The 15,054-nt window shown below is 61.6% G+C and carries 16 protein-coding genes; 7 read left to right on the top strand and 9 right to left on the bottom strand.

The window, feature by feature from the left end:
• Positions 1-174: 174 nt before the first annotated feature.
• On the bottom strand, positions 175-714 hold the full coding sequence (locus SJY08_RS15460) for a histidine phosphatase family protein (protein ID WP_377276719.1): 540 nt from the start codon (positions 712-714) through the stop codon (positions 175-177).
• 265 nt (positions 715-979) lie between these two features.
• Between SJY08_RS15460 and SJY08_RS15455 the strand changes: the two genes are divergently transcribed.
• A complete protein-coding gene (locus SJY08_RS15455) occupies positions 980-2,074 on the top strand; it encodes a GH25 family lysozyme (protein ID WP_377276717.1) in 1,095 nt (364 codons plus the stop codon).
• Positions 2,075-2,096: 22 nt separating this feature from the next.
• On the opposite strand, the gene SJY08_RS15450 is transcribed toward SJY08_RS15455, so the two are convergent.
• Positions 2,097-2,273: a hypothetical protein gene (locus SJY08_RS15450; protein WP_171901566.1), complete on the bottom strand. Its 177-nt coding sequence runs from the start codon at positions 2,271-2,273 to the stop codon at positions 2,097-2,099.
• A gap of 365 nt (positions 2,274-2,638) precedes the next feature.
• Between SJY08_RS15450 and SJY08_RS15445 the strand changes: the two genes are divergently transcribed.
• On the top strand, positions 2,639-2,893 hold the full coding sequence (locus tag SJY08_RS15445) for a hypothetical protein (protein ID WP_069042287.1): 255 nt from the start codon (positions 2,639-2,641) through the stop codon (positions 2,891-2,893).
• Between the two features lie 149 nt (positions 2,894-3,042).
• Here SJY08_RS15445 and SJY08_RS15440 read toward each other — a convergent pair whose 3' ends face one another.
• Positions 3,043-3,318 carry a BON domain-containing protein gene (locus SJY08_RS15440; RefSeq protein ID WP_300890569.1) on the bottom strand — a complete coding sequence of 92 codons (276 nt, stop codon included), beginning with the start codon at positions 3,316-3,318 and terminating at the stop codon, positions 3,043-3,045.
• A gap of 101 nt (positions 3,319-3,419) precedes the next feature.
• Between SJY08_RS15440 and SJY08_RS15435 the strand changes: the two genes are divergently transcribed.
• Entirely contained in the window at positions 3,420-5,111 is a 1,692-nt protein-coding gene (locus SJY08_RS15435) for a sensor histidine kinase (protein ID WP_054150883.1), read from the top strand.
• A 62-nt stretch (positions 5,112-5,173) separates the two neighbouring features.
• A complete protein-coding gene (locus SJY08_RS15430) occupies positions 5,174-5,404 on the top strand; it encodes a hypothetical protein (RefSeq protein ID WP_054150882.1) in 231 nt (76 codons plus the stop codon).
• Positions 5,405-5,409: 5 nt separating this feature from the next.
• On the opposite strand, the gene SJY08_RS15425 is transcribed toward SJY08_RS15430, so the two are convergent.
• Together SJY08_RS15425 and SJY08_RS15420 are read right to left on the bottom strand one after the other, a co-directional pair.
• Entirely contained in the window at positions 5,410-5,601 is a 192-nt protein-coding gene (locus SJY08_RS15425; protein WP_054150881.1) for a hypothetical protein, read from the bottom strand.
• A gap of 2 nt (positions 5,602-5,603) precedes the next feature.
• Positions 5,604-5,924, bottom strand: a complete 321-nt coding sequence (locus SJY08_RS15420; protein ID WP_377276712.1) for a hypothetical protein — start codon at positions 5,922-5,924, stop codon at positions 5,604-5,606.
• 100 nt (positions 5,925-6,024) lie between these two features.
• Here SJY08_RS15420 and SJY08_RS15415 point away from each other — a divergent pair, with 100 nt between their 5' ends.
• Complete coding sequence (locus SJY08_RS15415) at positions 6,025-6,303, top strand: hypothetical protein (protein WP_377276710.1); 279 nt, start codon at positions 6,025-6,027, stop codon at positions 6,301-6,303.
• Between the two features lie 281 nt (positions 6,304-6,584).
• Here SJY08_RS15415 and glgA read toward each other — a convergent pair whose 3' ends face one another.
• Together glgA and SJY08_RS15405 are read right to left on the bottom strand one after the other, a co-directional pair.
• Entirely contained in the window at positions 6,585-8,036 is a 1,452-nt protein-coding gene (glgA, locus tag SJY08_RS15410; RefSeq protein WP_069043933.1) for a glycogen synthase GlgA, read from the bottom strand.
• 128 nt (positions 8,037-8,164) lie between these two features.
• Positions 8,165-8,428, bottom strand: a complete 264-nt coding sequence (locus SJY08_RS15405; RefSeq protein ID WP_054150877.1) for a DUF2934 domain-containing protein — start codon at positions 8,426-8,428, stop codon at positions 8,165-8,167.
• A 287-nt stretch (positions 8,429-8,715) separates the two neighbouring features.
• Here SJY08_RS15405 and SJY08_RS15400 point away from each other — a divergent pair, with 287 nt between their 5' ends.
• Positions 8,716-9,522, top strand: coding sequence for a Ku protein (locus SJY08_RS15400; protein WP_377276707.1), 807 nt, complete (start codon positions 8,716-8,718; stop codon positions 9,520-9,522).
• A 7-nt stretch (positions 9,523-9,529) separates the two neighbouring features.
• Here the strand turns inward: SJY08_RS15400 and ligD are convergent, their stop codons facing one another.
• Both ligD and SJY08_RS15390 read right to left on the bottom strand, forming a co-directional pair.
• Entirely contained in the window at positions 9,530-12,118 is a 2,589-nt protein-coding gene (ligD, locus tag SJY08_RS15395) for a DNA ligase D (protein WP_377276705.1), read from the bottom strand.
• Positions 12,119-12,120: 2 nt separating this feature from the next.
• Positions 12,121-12,960, bottom strand: a complete 840-nt coding sequence (locus SJY08_RS15390; RefSeq protein ID WP_377276703.1) for a Ku protein — start codon at positions 12,958-12,960, stop codon at positions 12,121-12,123.
• Between the two features lie 415 nt (positions 12,961-13,375).
• On the opposite strand from SJY08_RS15390, the gene SJY08_RS15385 reads away from it, so the two are divergent.
• The gene (locus SJY08_RS15385) at positions 13,376-15,013 is read left to right on the top strand and encodes a globin-coupled sensor protein (protein WP_377276701.1); all 1,638 of its coding nucleotides are present in this window, start codon (positions 13,376-13,378) and stop codon (positions 15,011-15,013) included.
• The last annotated feature ends 41 nt before the right edge of the window (positions 15,014-15,054 follow it).

The raw sequence follows: 15,054 nt of genomic DNA, 5'->3' as shown, positions 1-15,054 counted from the left end.
CGAACCGATCGATGCAGATTTTAGACTCCCGTCATGCCCGCATTTGGAGAAATATGCGGCCGCCGACCCTGCCGGCGCGTCCGCTGGGGCATGTCTGGATTGCCGCCGCACCTAAGCCTGTTTCAAGTCATTTCATCACGCGCGGTCCCCATTTGTGCCGCATGATTTTTCCTGTCATGCCCCGGCGGACTGCCGGCCGATAACGCTGATCGCGCCGGCTGAATTCATGGTCGTGAAGACGAGTTCACCGCTGCGCGGAACGATCGATGTCAGCCCCGTTATGTTGACCTGATGCGTGACGAGTACCAGAGGCAGGTCGCCCGGACTGCTCGATAGCCAAGCCCTGAGCGCTTCCGTCTGTGTGGCGCCGTTCTCCGCCCGGCCGAAAAAGGAATTGAGAAGCGGCTGCGGCGACACCGGCCCGAGATCCAGTAGAAGCGCGGTGTCGAGACACCGGCACCATTCGCTCGAATAGACCGCCGCCCTGTCGATCCCGTTTTCGCGCAGCAAGGAGCCGATGCGCTGCGCCTGGGTCCGGCCCTCATCGGAGAGATTGCGCTGTGTGCTGCAATCGCCGAGGCGCATGCCCGGAGGATCGCCTGTCCCCGGCGCGATCGCATGCCGGAGAAGCACGAAGGCGCGCCTGGTGCGCAGTGCTTCCCAGGGATCTGCACTGCGCGCCGGCTGGCTCGCCAGTACGAACAACGAAGTCATCAGAAAAGAGCGTCGCGAAGGCATGGCGGTCGTTCCCTAGGCTCAAGATATCCGAATACACATTTTACGGAGTCCGAAACCCTGAGGATCGCGCCGAGGCTGCACATCTGTGTGAACGGACAGTATTTGGCGTCACAGCATCGAAGCCTGATGCGGCCCGTAAAGATTGCATTCACCTTTTCCCGGTAAAGCTTTGTTAGCAATTCCCAGAGGCCCCGGGTGTCCGACTTCGAATGCGCCCGGCATTAGTTTTGAGTTCTGTGCCATGCGTTCCAAGGTTGTCCCTTCGCTCCTCATCGGCTGTCTGGTACTTGCCGGCTGCAGCGCTCGGACCAATCCGATAGAAGCCCTGCAATTGCGTTCAAACCCAGCGCCTGAACAGGTTCAGACTGCAGCAGCCCCGACACCCGCCGTTGCCGTCAGCGAGCAAACCGGTTCCATTTCGTCCAGCGCCTCTACCTCCGGCCGTGACCCGCAGGCTTTGTCCTGGGCTGGTGACACGCCGAACCAGGCGCATTTCGATACGCCGTCGATGACCGCCGGCATGCCCGTACCGGACCAGCGGCCAATGGCCATGCTGTCGTCCCCGATACGCGCGGTCCTGGCACCTCGGGACCCGGCAGCGCGGTCCAGCGGACGTCATCGTGTTTATAATCAGCGCTTCAGCGACGCCAAACCGATCAATTTCGGCAAGGTGGCACCGAAACATCATGCCGTACACGGCGTCGACGTTTCGCGCTGGCAGGGCAACATCGACTGGCAGACCTTGCGCAGCCAGGGCGCCAACTTCGCCTATATCAAGGCCACGGATGGTGGCGACCATCTCGATCCGATGTTTCGCACCAATTGGGATCGAGCCAAGGAGGCCGGCGTAAAGCGCGGCGCCTATCACTTCTTCTATTGGTGCCGCGTGGCCTCGGAGCAGGCGGACTGGTTCATCCGCAACGTGCCGCGTGATCCGGATGCCCTGCCGCCTGTTATCGACGTCGAATACAATGGCGAATCCAGCTGCCGCTTCCGCCTGTCGCCGGAAAAGGTGCGGGAAAAGATGCAGGTCTTCATGGATCGTCTCGAGCGGCACTATGGCAAGAGGCCGGTCATCTACACGGCCCCTGACTTCTACAAGGACAATCTGCGCGGCCACTTCCGCGATTATCCCTTCTGGCTGCGCTCTGTTGCGGCCCATCCGTCCAAGGTCTATCCGGACCGCAAATGGGTCTTCTGGCAGTATTCCGGCTCCGGCCTGTCGCAGGGCGTCAACGGCAAGATCGACCTGAACGTCTTCTATGGCTCGGTCACCGACTGGCAGAATTGGGTCGCCGGAAAGAAGAGCTGGGAGCGTGTTGCGGGCCTGCGTTGAGGCCCGCGTTCACGCCTTCGCCTCAGATTGGTGATGGCTCCGTCACCGGCGGATCACGCGTCTCGTCGGGATTGGGTGTCGGCACCTCGTCCGGCAAGACATCCGGTTGCGGCTCATCGATCGGGACTTCCGGGGTCCAGGTCGGAGCGGGCATCGGGGGCTGGTCGTCATAGGGTGTCGAAGGGGTTGGGGTCGTCATGATCTTCTCCCTGAGAGCCGCCCGCCGCGGGATGCGGCCGGGTTCGGCATCATGAAGAAGCAATTCCGCCGCCCTCGACTTTGTTCCTGAAAACCCTCCCGCCCTTACGGCCGCCATTCTAGGTTCCTCGCATCAGTGCCGTAACCTCCCGCTTCTCCCCATGCTTCGATCCGCAGGATGCACCGAGCGAAAGGGCGAGCGGTCATGCCGCAACATGCTCAACCATACATGCGGCATCTCTCACGGTTCGCGGCAGGAAGCCTGATCGTTACCTGCAGTTAGCAGGCGCTGACGAAGAAAAATTGCATCCTGGCAGGAACCCTTCAGCCGATCGCGCGTTCGGGCGGTATCAGGAGGAGTGCGGCATGACACAGGTGTATTGCGATATAGTCCCCCAGGCGAACGGTTGGTGTTTCCTCTCGGAGGAAGGACAGTCTGCCGTCTATCCGAGCTATCGGCTCGCGGTAGAAGCCGCACGGGACCGTTCCGCTAGCCAGGTTTCCATCCAGAAGGTGACGGTTTTGCGCCAGCAGGATTTGCGGGGGCGCATGCAGGAGATCGCCGGCATTGCGCAGGCATGGGGGCCGGACGGCACGACCGGCATGGGTGGGCGCGCCTGACATTTCGTCTGGCGAGAAAAATCGGAATATCGGTGAGATCGATCATCGCAAAGGTGGCTTCGACGGGTCCGTGGGGTTGGTGTGAAGCCTTTCCCCGGCGGCCGTCTGTCATGCGGCAGCGCGACATTTGCGAGACCAAGTCTCCGCTGTCAGGGCGCTTCGCCGCTTTCCATCCGAACCGTGACCTTTTCGACCCCGGGAACTGCAAGTGCAACTTCCACGGCCCTGTCCATCTCGTCACGCGTCGCCACCACGCCAAACAGGAAGATCTCCTTGCCAGTTGCGACGACGCGAAGGCCTTCGGCCCCGACGCCGTCGGAGGCGGCCAGCGCGTCGGCAACCTGCTGCTCGAGTCGCGCCTCGGCCGGGAACTCTTCGGCCACTTCGGGCGCCTCTCCATGGAAACGCTGCGGCTTGAAAATCATGGAAACCTCCTGTGTCGCGGTTATCTTCCTAACGCCCGCCCTCGGATTTGGTTCGCCAAGGTGCCCATGATTTCTGAGCTCAGCTGCGGGAGGGCGGCGCCTTGAACCGCGTTGGCAGGTTGTTTGCTGGTCTCTTTCCGACAGCGTCGATCGGCTCATACCTCGCCGCAATGGCCGTTCTGGCGACAGTGCCGCTGCTCGCCTTTGTCGCCTTTTTGCTGTTACAGCTTGAGCGATCACAGTTTCAGACCATGCGAACAGACGTGGCAGATGACGCTCAGGCCATAAGCCGTGCCGTCGAGCGCAAGATCGCCGATATGGAAACGACGCTTGCCCTTGTGGCAAACTCCGTCGAGTTGCAGCAGGGCGACCTCCAGGCATTCCACGCGCGCGTCGGAGAAAGCCTCAAGGAAAGCTCTCTCTATGTCATGTTGGCGCGGCGGGACGGGGTGCAAATCCTGAACACGCGGATGCCTTGGGGCGCTACGCTGAAACCCATGGCCAATCCGGGCTCGGTCATGGCGGCTCTGCGCTCCGGCAAGGCCGAGCTCTCAAACGTCTTCTTCGGCGCGACGAGTGAGCGCTGGGTGGTCAACCTCACCATGCCCGTCACCGCACGGACATCGGACGGTATCGACGCCATCGTGCTCACACAGGATGCGGCGAGCCTTGCAAGCCTTGCCGCCCGCGACGCCTTACCGCCCGGATGGTCGTCCGCGCTGGTGGATGGCGATGGTCGCATCGTCGTGTCGAATGGCGCCGAAAACCAGCCTTCCGGTGCTGAGATCGAGCAAAGCTGGCTGGATTTGATGTACGGCTCCAACAACAGTGCCGTATTCTATCAGAATGGTCGGCAATATCTGATGGGGTACGCGAAAGTCGCGGACTGGCCATGGCGGGCTCTGGTCTGGGGCCCGGTCGACAGCCTCAAGGGCTCGTTCATCACCCTGTGGCAGAGCCTCTTGATCGGCAGCCTCGTGCTGCTCACTCTGCTGCTTGGCATCGTTCTCGTTGCGGCACACCACTTGCGCTCAGCGATCCGCAGGATTGCCTTGATGGCGGAACGCATCGGCCATGGCGAGATCGTCTCGCCGGAGCGCACCAAGATCGTCGAGGCCAACCAGGTGGCAGTGGCTCTGTCGAATGCCTCCTTCGATCGGGCAGAGGCGGAGGAACGCATCCACTTCATTTTGCAGGAACTCGTTCACCGCACCAAGAACATCCTCTCGCTCGTCCAGGCGATGATGCGGCAGCTGGCGCGCGGCACCGATGATGTCGAGGAGTTTCAGCGGGCCGTCAGCGGTCGCCTGGCAGGACTCGCCCAATCGATCGAGGCGCTTGCCAAGCAGCAATGGGGAGGCATTCCGCTGACCTCTCTCGTCGATTTGCAGCTGACCACCGTCACCGGATCGGCTGACCGCATCCATCGCCGTGGTCCGGATCTGCTGGTGAATGCGAATGCAGTCCAAAACCTCGGCCTCGCTTTTCACGAACTGGCGACCAATTCCGTCAAATACGGCGCGCTATCGGTTCTCGAAGGCCGGCTTCGGATCGAATGGGAGGTGCTGGAGCCGGAGACGCCAGATGAAGAGCCCCGACTTCGGCTGCAATGGATCGAACAGTACGGCCCGCCGGTCACAAAGCCCACTCGGCGTGGCTTTGGATCGACCGTCATCGATCGTCATGCGGCCAGCGCATTTGCCGGCGACGTCACCATTGATTTCGACCCCGCAGGCTTGCGTTGGACGCTGGTCGCGCCGCTGTCCTCTTTCCTTGCAGGATCCACCGACTAGGCGGTCATAGGAACCTTTCGGTACGCCACGGGGTTGATGATGACCACTTTGGAGGACCGACCATGACTGACGATCACCGTGAAGCCGACAAGACCCGAATTCATGACGATGCGAAGGGCCAGTTCGCGGGCACACAGGCCGGCGGCGACAACAACGGTGTTGCCAGCGCCAAGCCGACCGTGGTGACAGGATCCGAAGACGCCACCGTCAACAAGTGGCCTCCGGGCGAGAAAGACGCGCCGAAAGACTGGGACGCCAATTTCGACATCCGCGAACAGACCAACCGTCGCTGATCAGGTCAGAATTTGCCTGACCCCATGCGCGCGCCATTGATCTGCGCGGGCACTGCCACGAGCGCGCGGGAGCGCTCACGAAGCGGCAGATCGGCGCGCAGCGGCAATGCCACCTGCGGGTGTTCCTTGGCCGCTGTGCCGCTATGCTTCGGCTTGCGCACCTGTGCGAGCAGTCTCGTCATTATTTTTGTGATCATATTCATTTCCTCTCCTTGATCGCCTCGGTAAAGCCGTTCGGTTCATTGAGGTCAGTCACTGTGCGCCGGAGGGCGGCTGCGCGCGCCTTGGCCGTGTCGAGGATCTCCCGGATCACCTCACCCTTCTCATGACCGCGCCCAATGCCGGCGGACGGCTCTGCGCCCGGATCTTCCGCACCGTCGCGCAGGAGCACTTCCTGTTCGAGATTGCGCAGCAGTTCTGGAGCACCCTCCGGTGAGATCAGGATTTCGCTCAGGAGCGAGACCAGGATTTCCCGGTGTGCGTTGAGCCGGGCCTCCAGCGTCTTCAGATCGCTGTCCACTGTGCTTTCTCCTTCTGTGATCAGCCTTAGAAAGGGGAACATTGGGCCGCCCCAAAAGTTTCCTGAAGGCGTAATTTCTTCTGTCGAAAAGGAGTGGATCATGTCCGAGACGGTGCGTCCGCCACGCTGGCGTCGCTTCCCCGATCCGCGTGACCGGCTGATTGTCGCGCTGTTCGCCCAACTGGAGGCGGAACGGCAGACACGCGAAACACTGCGCCAGGCAATCCGCTCTGGCGCCATCGACCCCGCTGTACTCGAGGCCATCGCCGAAGACCCGGTTCCGGCGAGCAGCGATGACATTGCAGCACTCGAACGCACCATCGCTTTTCGTGAGCGCTTAAACGGCGATGGCGACTATCACAGAGAGGATTGGAGATGACCTGGACAAAGACAACGGCTGCTTTTGCCGGCCTTGCATTGCTCACCGCATGCGGCGATGGCAGCAACAGCGCGGGGAACTCCACGAACTCGCAGCAGGACGTGGCCCCCGGCACTTTGCCGGCAATGGAAACCGACCAGGACCCCACCCCGCAGACGGGGACGGGGGGTGCGGGCCAGAGCAGACCGAGCGGACGGACAAATCCCTGATCGCAGATCCTGAGATGAACAGAGGGCCCGGTATCTTCCGGGCCCTCTGTTCATGCGGAATGACAGCATGGGTCAGTGATGCAACTCTGCACTGGGTTCCGTCAGCCTTCCATAGACTTCCGCATAGCTTTCGGCACTGCGGTCCCAGGAATAGTCCGCACGCATCGCCTGCAACTGCAGCCTTGCCCATTGGCGCTTGTCGCCATAGGCATCGATTGCGCGACGCAAGGCATGGCGCAGCCCTTCCTGTCGAACCGGATGGAACTGGAAGCCGGTGGCCACGCGGGCTGAAATCGCCGCATCATTGGCGTCGATGATCGTTTCGGACAGGCCTCCGGTGCGTGATACTACGGGCACGCACCCGTAACGCAGCGCATAGAGTTGAGTGAGGCCGCAGGGCTCGAAACGCGACGGCTGAATAATTGCGTCGGAACCGCCATGAATGAGATGCGCCGTGGGCTCGCTGTAGCCGACCGACACTGCCATACGTCCCGGGAAGCGCGCCGCAGTCGCCTTCAGGGCATCCTCGATGTCGTGGTCACCCTGGCCATGCACAATGAGGCGGCCACCCCGATAGAAGATCTCGTCCGCGACCTCGGCCAGCATGTCCATGCCCTTCTGCCACGTGATCCGGGTTACGGCGGAGAAGAGAGGACCGTCGCCCGGCTCGAGGTTGAAGCGCTCAAGCAGCAGAGCCTTGTTGTTCCTCTTGTTGCGCACCGTCTTCACATCGTAGCGGAAGGGCAGGTAGGGGTCCGTCGCCGGATTCCAGACCTCCTTGTCGATCCCGTTGACGATCCCCTGCAATCTGTCCATGCGCGCATTCAGCACACCGTCCAATCCCATGCCGAAGGTCGGCGAGAGAATTTCGCGCGCATAGGTGGGGCTGACGACGGTGATGTGATCGGCCGTCACCAGGCCACCCTTGAGGTAGCTGATGTCGCCGAAATACTCCATCTGCTCGACGGAATAGACCTCCGGCGGCAGACCGATCTGCGGCAGCAGCGATGCCGAATACTGCCCCTGGAAAGCGAGGTTGTGGATGGTGAGCACAACAGGCACGGCAGAGCCCATCTGCCGCAGATAGACCGAGGTCAGCGCAGACTGCCAGTCATGGGTATGGACCAGATCCGGCTTCCAGCCGGGCAAGACCCCAGCCGCAATCTCGGCGCCGGCAAGCGAGAGCACCGCAAACCGCTTCCAGTTGTCGGCATGATCGACGCCGTGCTCGTCGACATAGGGACCGCCGGGACGATCATAGAGCGTCGGTGCATCAAGAACGAAGAGGCTGAGGCCGTCGATTTCCAGGTGGCGCAAGGTCGCCTTTTCGCCGAGCAGATCGTCGAACTCCATGAGCGGCGGATGAAGACGCGCGAGCGCGAGGATCGACGGATATCCGGGCACGAGCGTATGGGTTTCTATGCCATAGGAGGAAAGCGCCTTTGGCAGCGCTCCGGTTACGTCCGCCAGGCCGCCGGTCTTGATCAGCGGATAGATTTCCGAGGTGACCGCCAGCACATGCAAGGGAACCCTCGTCGGGTAGCGACGGCCCGGGCGATGCTCTTCCTCGTCCCGGTGATAGGCGTCCCGCACCCGCTGGATAAATTGCGCCCGGCTGAGCGCCAATGAAAGATCGCCTCCTGGCACCTTGGTCACCCTTTCCGGCTCCTTACCGCCTTTTTGGCCGGACGAACCGGTTCCTCGGTGATGACAAGACCTTCTTGCTCTGCCGAAGTCTGGGCCTCTGCGATCCGGCGGCCGGACTTGGCCGTGGTCTGGCGTGCTGCTGCCTGCAGGGTTTCCCAGTCGGTGAGTGCTGTCTGCCAATGAGCTTCGTCCCGACCATCGGGACGGCCTTCCTCTTCCCACAGCGAATAGGCCCGCCGGGCAATCCAGTCATAGTCTCGTTCAGGCATGGCAATTCTCCGTCGTCGCCCATTGCCCGTTCCGCACGCAATCGTCTTCGGCCGAGCGCGGTCTCGTCGCACCCGCCGGCTCCCCGGTCAGATCTGTCTTCGATACCCCCATACCGACTTCAAATCCTCCGGCTCATCATTGGAGAGGAACAGGCAAGAGAGGAACGCCATCAGGGGCAAACGGTTCCCGTTGCAACTGGCGATTTGAGCGCTCATCGGAACTGTTCCTTGCCGGGGGCGTTTTCAGTGGCAGTGCCGCGGCTGATGCCGTTCGGGAGGTTGGGCAAATGGTGCAGCGCGCGTTCTGGAAAGGCTATCTGAAACTCTCCCTCGTGACCTGTCGGGTGGCGATGACACCCGCCGTCACCGAAAGCAGCAAGCTTCGTTTTCACAACATCAATCGCAAGACCGGCAACCGGGTTGTAAGCCGCTATGTCGATGCCGAAACCGGCAAGCCCGTCGACGATGAAGATCAGGTGAAGGGCTACGAGCGCAGCGAGGACGATTACGTTCTGTTCGAGGACGACGAACTCGATGATGTGGCGCTGGAAAGCACACGAACGATCGACATTGAAAGCTTCGTCCCGCGCAGCTCGATCGGCTGGATCTGGTACGACAGTCCGCACTATCTCGCGCCCGCCGACAAGGTGAGCGAGGAAGCCTTCGCGGTCATCCGCGAAGCCATGCGTAAGACCGACACCGGCGGCATCGCCCGGCTCGTTCTCTATCGCCGCGAACACGCCGTTCTTCTCGTCCCCCGCGATGAAGGCATGGTCGTCTGGACGATGCGCTATGGCGACGAGGTTCGCGAACCCGATCCCTTCTTCAAGCAGGCAGGCCGTTCCGAAGTCTCGGCCAGTGCCAAGACCATGATGAATAAGCTGATGGAGGCGCGCCTCAGAGACTGGGATCCGAAGCTGGTCCGGGATCCGGTCGAGGAGCGCTTGCACGAAATCATCGAAAGCCGCACGAAGAAGTCCAGGCGGACGAAGCCGAAGAAAGCGGCAGAGCCGGAGCGCAAGGACAATGTCATCGACATCATGGAGGCCCTCAAGCGAAGCCTTGCCTCCGAGAAGACGACGACGCGGAAATAGCGTTTCCCTAGCAGGTCTTCCTCTTTTTCCCGTCTGTTGATGCCAACGGCGTTTCGGCTCTGCGGAAATCGGCCCACGGATCGGCATCGAGGCTCGCCAGCCGTGCCGGCACGTTTTCGACGGTGAAATGGTTGGGAAGGATGTCGGGACTCAACTCCTTGAACGAGAGCGGCATCGACACCGGTGCACCGTCCCGTGCTCGTGTGGAATAGGGCGCCACTGCCGTCGCACCCCTGCCATTGCGCAGATAGTCGATCAGGATCTTGCCCTTGCGTTTTGCCTTGCTGACCGTCGAGACGTAATCGGTCGGACTGTCAGCGCTCATGCCGTCCGCCAGTGCCTTCATGGCCGCTTTGACTTCAGGCCATTTCGCCTTCGGTTTGAGTGGCGCCACCACATGCAGGCCTTTCCCACCGGATGTCTTGACGAAACCGGTAAGGCCCATGTCTTCAAAGCGCCGACGCACCTCGAAGGCCGCTTCAATCACCCGTTCCCAGGTGACATCAGGACCGGGATCGAGGTCGATGTTCACCATGTCCGGCCGCTCGAGATCGCCCGCCCGCGAGCCCCAGGGGTGGATCTCAAGCGCAGCCCCCTGCACCAGGGACAACAGCCCTTCGATATCGTGGATTCCAACGTGACCCTCGTCGTCTTTCGGGTCGCGTATTGTGATGATCTCCTTGCGCATGCCACGCCACCCATGCTTCTGGAAAAAGCACGTCTTCTCGTGCCCCTCGGGGCATCGCAACAAGGCGAGTGGTCGGTCGACGATGAACGGGGCGATACGGGGCCAGACCATGGCGTAGTAGTCCGCAAGCCCTTCCTTCGTGACGCCGGCCTCAGGCCAATAGAGCCGGTCGGGATGTGTCAGGGTAATGGCACGGCGTGCAGCCTGCGCTTCGGCCTTTTTCTTCCTGTCCGTCGCCGAGCCAGTCTTGCCAGCCCCGGCCTTCTTGGTCGATGCAGTTTCCGTCGGCGCCTCCTGGACCACGTCCCGTGCGGCCTTGTCCTCGCGCAGCCCCCGGAAGGAGGCATGGCGCAGGTGAGCGTCTCCCGTCCATCCGCGAAACTCGATCTCGGCGACAATCTCCGGCTCGACGAAAACCGCGTCCTTTCGTTCGGTGCCCGTCAGCTTGTCTTTAAACGGGCTCTTGTCGCGCAACAGTGGCTGAAGCTTGGTGAACATCTGCCGGGCCAGCGTTCGGCTGTATCCGGTGCCAACACGCCCGACATGGCGCAGTCCGTCCACTTCGTTGACGCCCATGATCAGAGAACCGATGGCCTTGTCTGAAACGGAGGAGGGCACATAGCCGCCGATGATCAGTTCCTGGCGGGCCGTGCATTTCGACTTGACCCAATCCCGTCCGCGGCCGGACCGATAGGGCGCATCGGCGACCTTGGAGATCACCCCTTCGAGACTGAGGCGGCAGGCATGTTTGAGGACGAGATCACCGCTCTCGTCGAAATGGCTGGAATATTTGAGCGGTAGGCTGACCTCGCTGATCAATGACTCCAGCACTGCCTTGCGGTCCCTGAGCGAGGCACCCGTCAGATCCTCTCCGTCAAGATACATGATGTCGAAGAGGTAGTGTGTGAAGCGATCATCACGACCGTCGCTCAGATCCTGCTGCAGCAGGGAAAAGTCGCTGCTGCCATTGCCGCTCTCGACTACGATTTCACCATCGAGCAGCGCGGTCTGAACAGGCAGCCCCTTGAGGGCCGATGCGATCCGCTCACCGAAGCGCTCCGTCCAGTCCAGACCCGTCCGCGTCAATAGCTGCACCCGACCATGATCGATCCGTGCCTGGATCCGGTAACCGTCCAGCTTGATTTCGTGCAGCCATCGATCACCCTTGGGGGCCGACTTGACCAGGCGCGCAAGGGCAGGCGGCAGAAACTCCGGGAGGCTGCCTGGCTTTGCCCCCTTGATCTTAGAGCCACTCTGGCTGGAAGAGGCATGGCGAGTTGCTGGCGCCTTCCCTGTCTTGGATGATTTTGACGTCTTGCGTGAGTTCCAGACGGCAGCCTTGCCATCGCCCTTCAGACTTTCGATCGATCGGCCGCTCTTCACCGAAAGCGGTTTTTCCTCGACGATGTCGGGATCATCCGGTTGCCGTGCCGCCTCGTCTTCTCCCTTGATCAACAGCCAGTTCTCGCGTGTTTCGTCTTCCTTGCGCGCCATGCGCACCAGATGCCAGTGTCCGCCGAGTTTCTCGCCCTTCAGCGTGAACTCGAGGTGGCCCTTCTTGTAACCTTTGCCGGTGTCGTGGAGCGGTTCCCACGTACCACGGTCCCAGACGATCACTTCGCCGGATCCGTATTGTCCGGGCGGGATGACACCTTCGAAGTCGCCGTAAGCGAGGGGGTGATCCTCCACATGCACCGCCAGCCGCTTCTCGCCCGGCACCAGGCTCGGACCGCGCGTGACGGCCCAGCTTTTCAGCACACCGTCCATTTCCAGACGCAGGTCGTAATGCAGGCGTCTGGCCGCATGTTTCTGGATGACGAAACTATTGCCCTTGCTCGTGACCTTTGCGGCCTTCGGTTCCGGCGTGGCCTTGAAGTCGCGTTTGCGGCGATACTCGGAGAGCGACATGGTCAGCTCGCCTTCTTCTGCTTTGTCGTAGCCGCAGCCGTCTCCCGCTTCGGTGCGGATTTCTCCTCCTTGCCGCCGGCACTCTTGCGCAGTGCGTCTAGCAGGCTGGTGACGTTCTCCGGTTTCCGCTTCGGCAGCTTCTTCGGTTTGCGCCCGGCGATCTTGGCCTTCACGAGCTCCGTCAGGGCCGCCTCATACCGGTCCTCATACTGGCCCGGGTCGAATTCCCCCATCTTTGTGCTGATGATGTGACGCGCAAGATCCATCATTTCCTTGTCGATCCGGACCTTGGAAATGTCGGAAAAGCTCTCGGCCGGATCCCGGACCTCGTAGTCATAATTGAGGGTCGTCGCGATCAGCCCGCGTCCCTGAGGTCTGACAAGCACGCTCCGGACCCTGCGAAACAGAACGGTCCTGGCAATCGCAGCGACACCTTGCGTTTCCATGGTACTGCGGATCAGGGCATAAGCCTCAACCGATTGCCGATCGGCCGGCGCCAGGAAATACGGACGCTCCAAGTAGAGGGTATCGATCTTGTCGCAATCCAGAAAAGCCGACAGTTCCAGACGCTTGTCGCTTTCGGGAACGGCATCGCGGATCTCGTCAGGCTCGAGAATGACGGTCTGGCCCTCTGTCGTATCGTACCCCTTGACGAGATCGTCCTTGCCGACAGGCCGACCGCTGTCCTCATCGACATATTCGCGTCGGACGCGGTTCCCGGTATCTCGGTTGATGATGTGGAAGGAGGTGCGCTCCTGCGCATTGACCGCAGAGTAGAGCGCAACGGCGCATCCGAGATCGCCGATGGCAAGATGCCCTTTCCAGATAGCCCGTGCGCTCACGTTCCACTCCTGTTGCTTTTCGGCGCAACGACGCGGAGTGCGGCTTTGTTCCGCCGTCTGCAACCTCCGGCATATGGGGATGGAACGTTATTTCCTCATATTAGGGATTGCGGCTTGAAGTGGAGATTTCATTAACCTTCAAGCAAGGAATTAACCATAAAGATTGGGTGACACGTCGGAGTGGGACTCGCTTGAGAGTTTCCTTCGGGCATGACGCCATCCCGTCGTACCGGTTCTGGTCCGGTCTGTATTTAACATGGAAACAGTTCGATGAGCTGTCAGACCATGATGCGGACGGCAACGGGAGCGGGTTCCCGAGCATTCTTTCCTCCGCCATCTGGCCTGCAGCACTGTCGAGCGACGGAAGGTCCGCCGTACAGGCGGCCATAGTGCGGGACGAATGACGGGTCAGGGGATGTCCACGGAGCGGGCGACAGGATCACAGGCAGGCAGCCTGCGCGATCGCTTGCGCTTTGCCGGCCTCGACGAGGCCCAGTGTGAGCTTCTCCGTCAGAACCGCCATGTTCTCTCTCAGCCCTTGAAGACGGCCCTTCGCGATCTTTTCCAACGCCTCCAGTCCTCTCCGGATGCAGCGCGCGTGTTGAGCAGTGAACGCCAGTATGACCGGCTTCACGATCTTCTTTCATCCCACTGGGATGTCCTCACTGATGCCCGCTTCGATGCGCTCTATGCCGAACGGGTAAAGGTTCTCTCCGACAGCGAAAGCCGCATGGGTCTCGATCCGCGCTGGCACGTGGCGGGACACGCGGTGGTGCTGGAACATCTGGTGACGAGCGCGATCGGAGAAGCGACAGGCTCCGGCCTGCTGCCGTCGAGCCGCCGTCGCCAAAAGGAAGTTTCCGATCTGGTCGCCGCCCTTGTCCGGCTGGTGATGGTCGATGTCGAGATAGCGGTATCGCTTCGCTTCAACGAATTGCGCCTGAAACACCATCGCGATCTCGCAGCCCAGCGGGAACATGATCGCGCCGAATTCGAAGGCGTGTTCGGCCCGGTCGTCGATGCGCTGGCATCAGGCGATTTGACCGCCCGCACTGCAGCAGATGTGCCGGAAGCCTATGCTGACCTCGCAGGTCGCATGAATGAGGCGCTCGAGCAGCTCCAGACCGCCTTCCTCTCCTCCGAGGAGAAGCTCGCAGTCGCCCGAGACGCAACCGGTCGAATGGCCGAAACTGCCCGTACCTATGCGAACCGCGCCGAGGATCAATCCGGTGCGCTGGACGAGACGAGCCGTGCCCTGCAGGACCTCACCAGCAGCGTGCGCGAAAGTGCCGGCCAGACGAAGCGCGCGGAAGCCACGGTTGCCGCGACCAGAAACTCCGTTCAGTCGAGTGGCGAGGTCGTCGGGCAGGCGATTTCCGCCATGGCCGACATCGAAGCATCTGCCGAGCAGATCGGCCACATCATCGGAGCGATCGACGAGATCGCCTTCCAGACGAACCTTCTGGCGCTGAACGCCGGGATCGAGGCTGCGCGTGCCGGCGACAGTGGCCGTGGCTTTGCCGTCGTCGCTCAGGAAGTCCGCGCACTCGCCCAGCGCTCCGCCGACGCTGCCCGTGAAATCAAGACGCTGGTCGCGACGACGAAAAACCAGGTCGAAGCCGGTGTGGAAATGGTGGCGAAGACACAAGGCGCAATCGCCGACATCGTGCTCCAGGTCGGCGATATCAGCGGAACCGTGTCGGACATGGCCGCCACGACCGACCGCCAGGCCAGCGAGCTCGCCGGCATTGCCGGAACGGTCGCAGCGCTAGGCGTCGACATCGGTAACACCGCAACCGTCGCGCGCCAGTCGAGCCAGGGCACGGACGATTTGCACAAGGTCATCCTGGAACTGGGTGCGACGATCCGTGAATTTCACATCGAGCGGCAGACCCGTCGGACGCCCAGTGCAGCCGGTCGCATCCAGCTTTCCGGTCAGCGCGAACAGGGGGCACCGGTTGCGGTCGCCACCGCTTATGCCGCTCCGGAAACGATGGAAGACGAACCCGCCGATTTTGGCTTCCCGGTCCATATCGCCGGGCTCGGAGGGTGAGGGGATTGTTTACCACCATGCGCTACACAAGGAAGTTAAGG

This window comes from Rhizobium sp. R86522 (assembly GCF_042466255.1).
Lineage (GTDB): Bacteria > Pseudomonadota > Alphaproteobacteria > Rhizobiales > Rhizobiaceae > Allorhizobium.
The sequence above is the reverse complement of the archived record's forward strand: the minus strand, read 5'-3'. Positions and strand labels throughout refer to the sequence as shown.

Excerpts from the sequence above, each read along its gene's own strand:
- SJY08_RS15460 (WP_377276719.1), bottom strand. The coding sequence starts at position 714 with ATGACTTCGTTGTTCGTACTGGCGAGCCAGCCGGCGCGCAGTGCAGAT.
- SJY08_RS15455 (WP_377276717.1), top strand. The coding sequence starts at position 980 with ATGCGTTCCAAGGTTGTCCCTTCGCTCCTCATCGGCTGTCTGGTACTT.
- SJY08_RS15450 (WP_171901566.1), bottom strand. The coding sequence starts at position 2,273 with ATGACGACCCCAACCCCTTCGACACCCTATGACGACCAGCCCCCGATG.
- SJY08_RS15445 (WP_069042287.1), top strand. The coding sequence starts at position 2,639 with ATGACACAGGTGTATTGCGATATAGTCCCCCAGGCGAACGGTTGGTGT.
- SJY08_RS15440 (WP_300890569.1), bottom strand. The coding sequence starts at position 3,318 with ATGATTTTCAAGCCGCAGCGTTTCCATGGAGAGGCGCCCGAAGTGGCC.
- SJY08_RS15430 (WP_054150882.1), top strand. The coding sequence starts at position 5,174 with ATGACTGACGATCACCGTGAAGCCGACAAGACCCGAATTCATGACGAT.
- SJY08_RS15425 (WP_054150881.1), bottom strand. The coding sequence starts at position 5,601 with ATGATCACAAAAATAATGACGAGACTGCTCGCACAGGTGCGCAAGCCG.
- SJY08_RS15415 (WP_377276710.1), top strand. The coding sequence starts at position 6,025 with ATGTCCGAGACGGTGCGTCCGCCACGCTGGCGTCGCTTCCCCGATCCG.
- SJY08_RS15405 (WP_054150877.1), bottom strand. The coding sequence starts at position 8,428 with ATGCCTGAACGAGACTATGACTGGATTGCCCGGCGGGCCTATTCGCTG.
- SJY08_RS15400 (WP_377276707.1), top strand. The coding sequence starts at position 8,716 with ATGGTGCAGCGCGCGTTCTGGAAAGGCTATCTGAAACTCTCCCTCGTG.
- ligD (WP_377276705.1), bottom strand. The coding sequence starts at position 12,118 with ATGTCGCTCTCCGAGTATCGCCGCAAACGCGACTTCAAGGCCACGCCG.
- SJY08_RS15385 (WP_377276701.1), top strand. The coding sequence starts at position 13,376 with ATGTCCACGGAGCGGGCGACAGGATCACAGGCAGGCAGCCTGCGCGAT.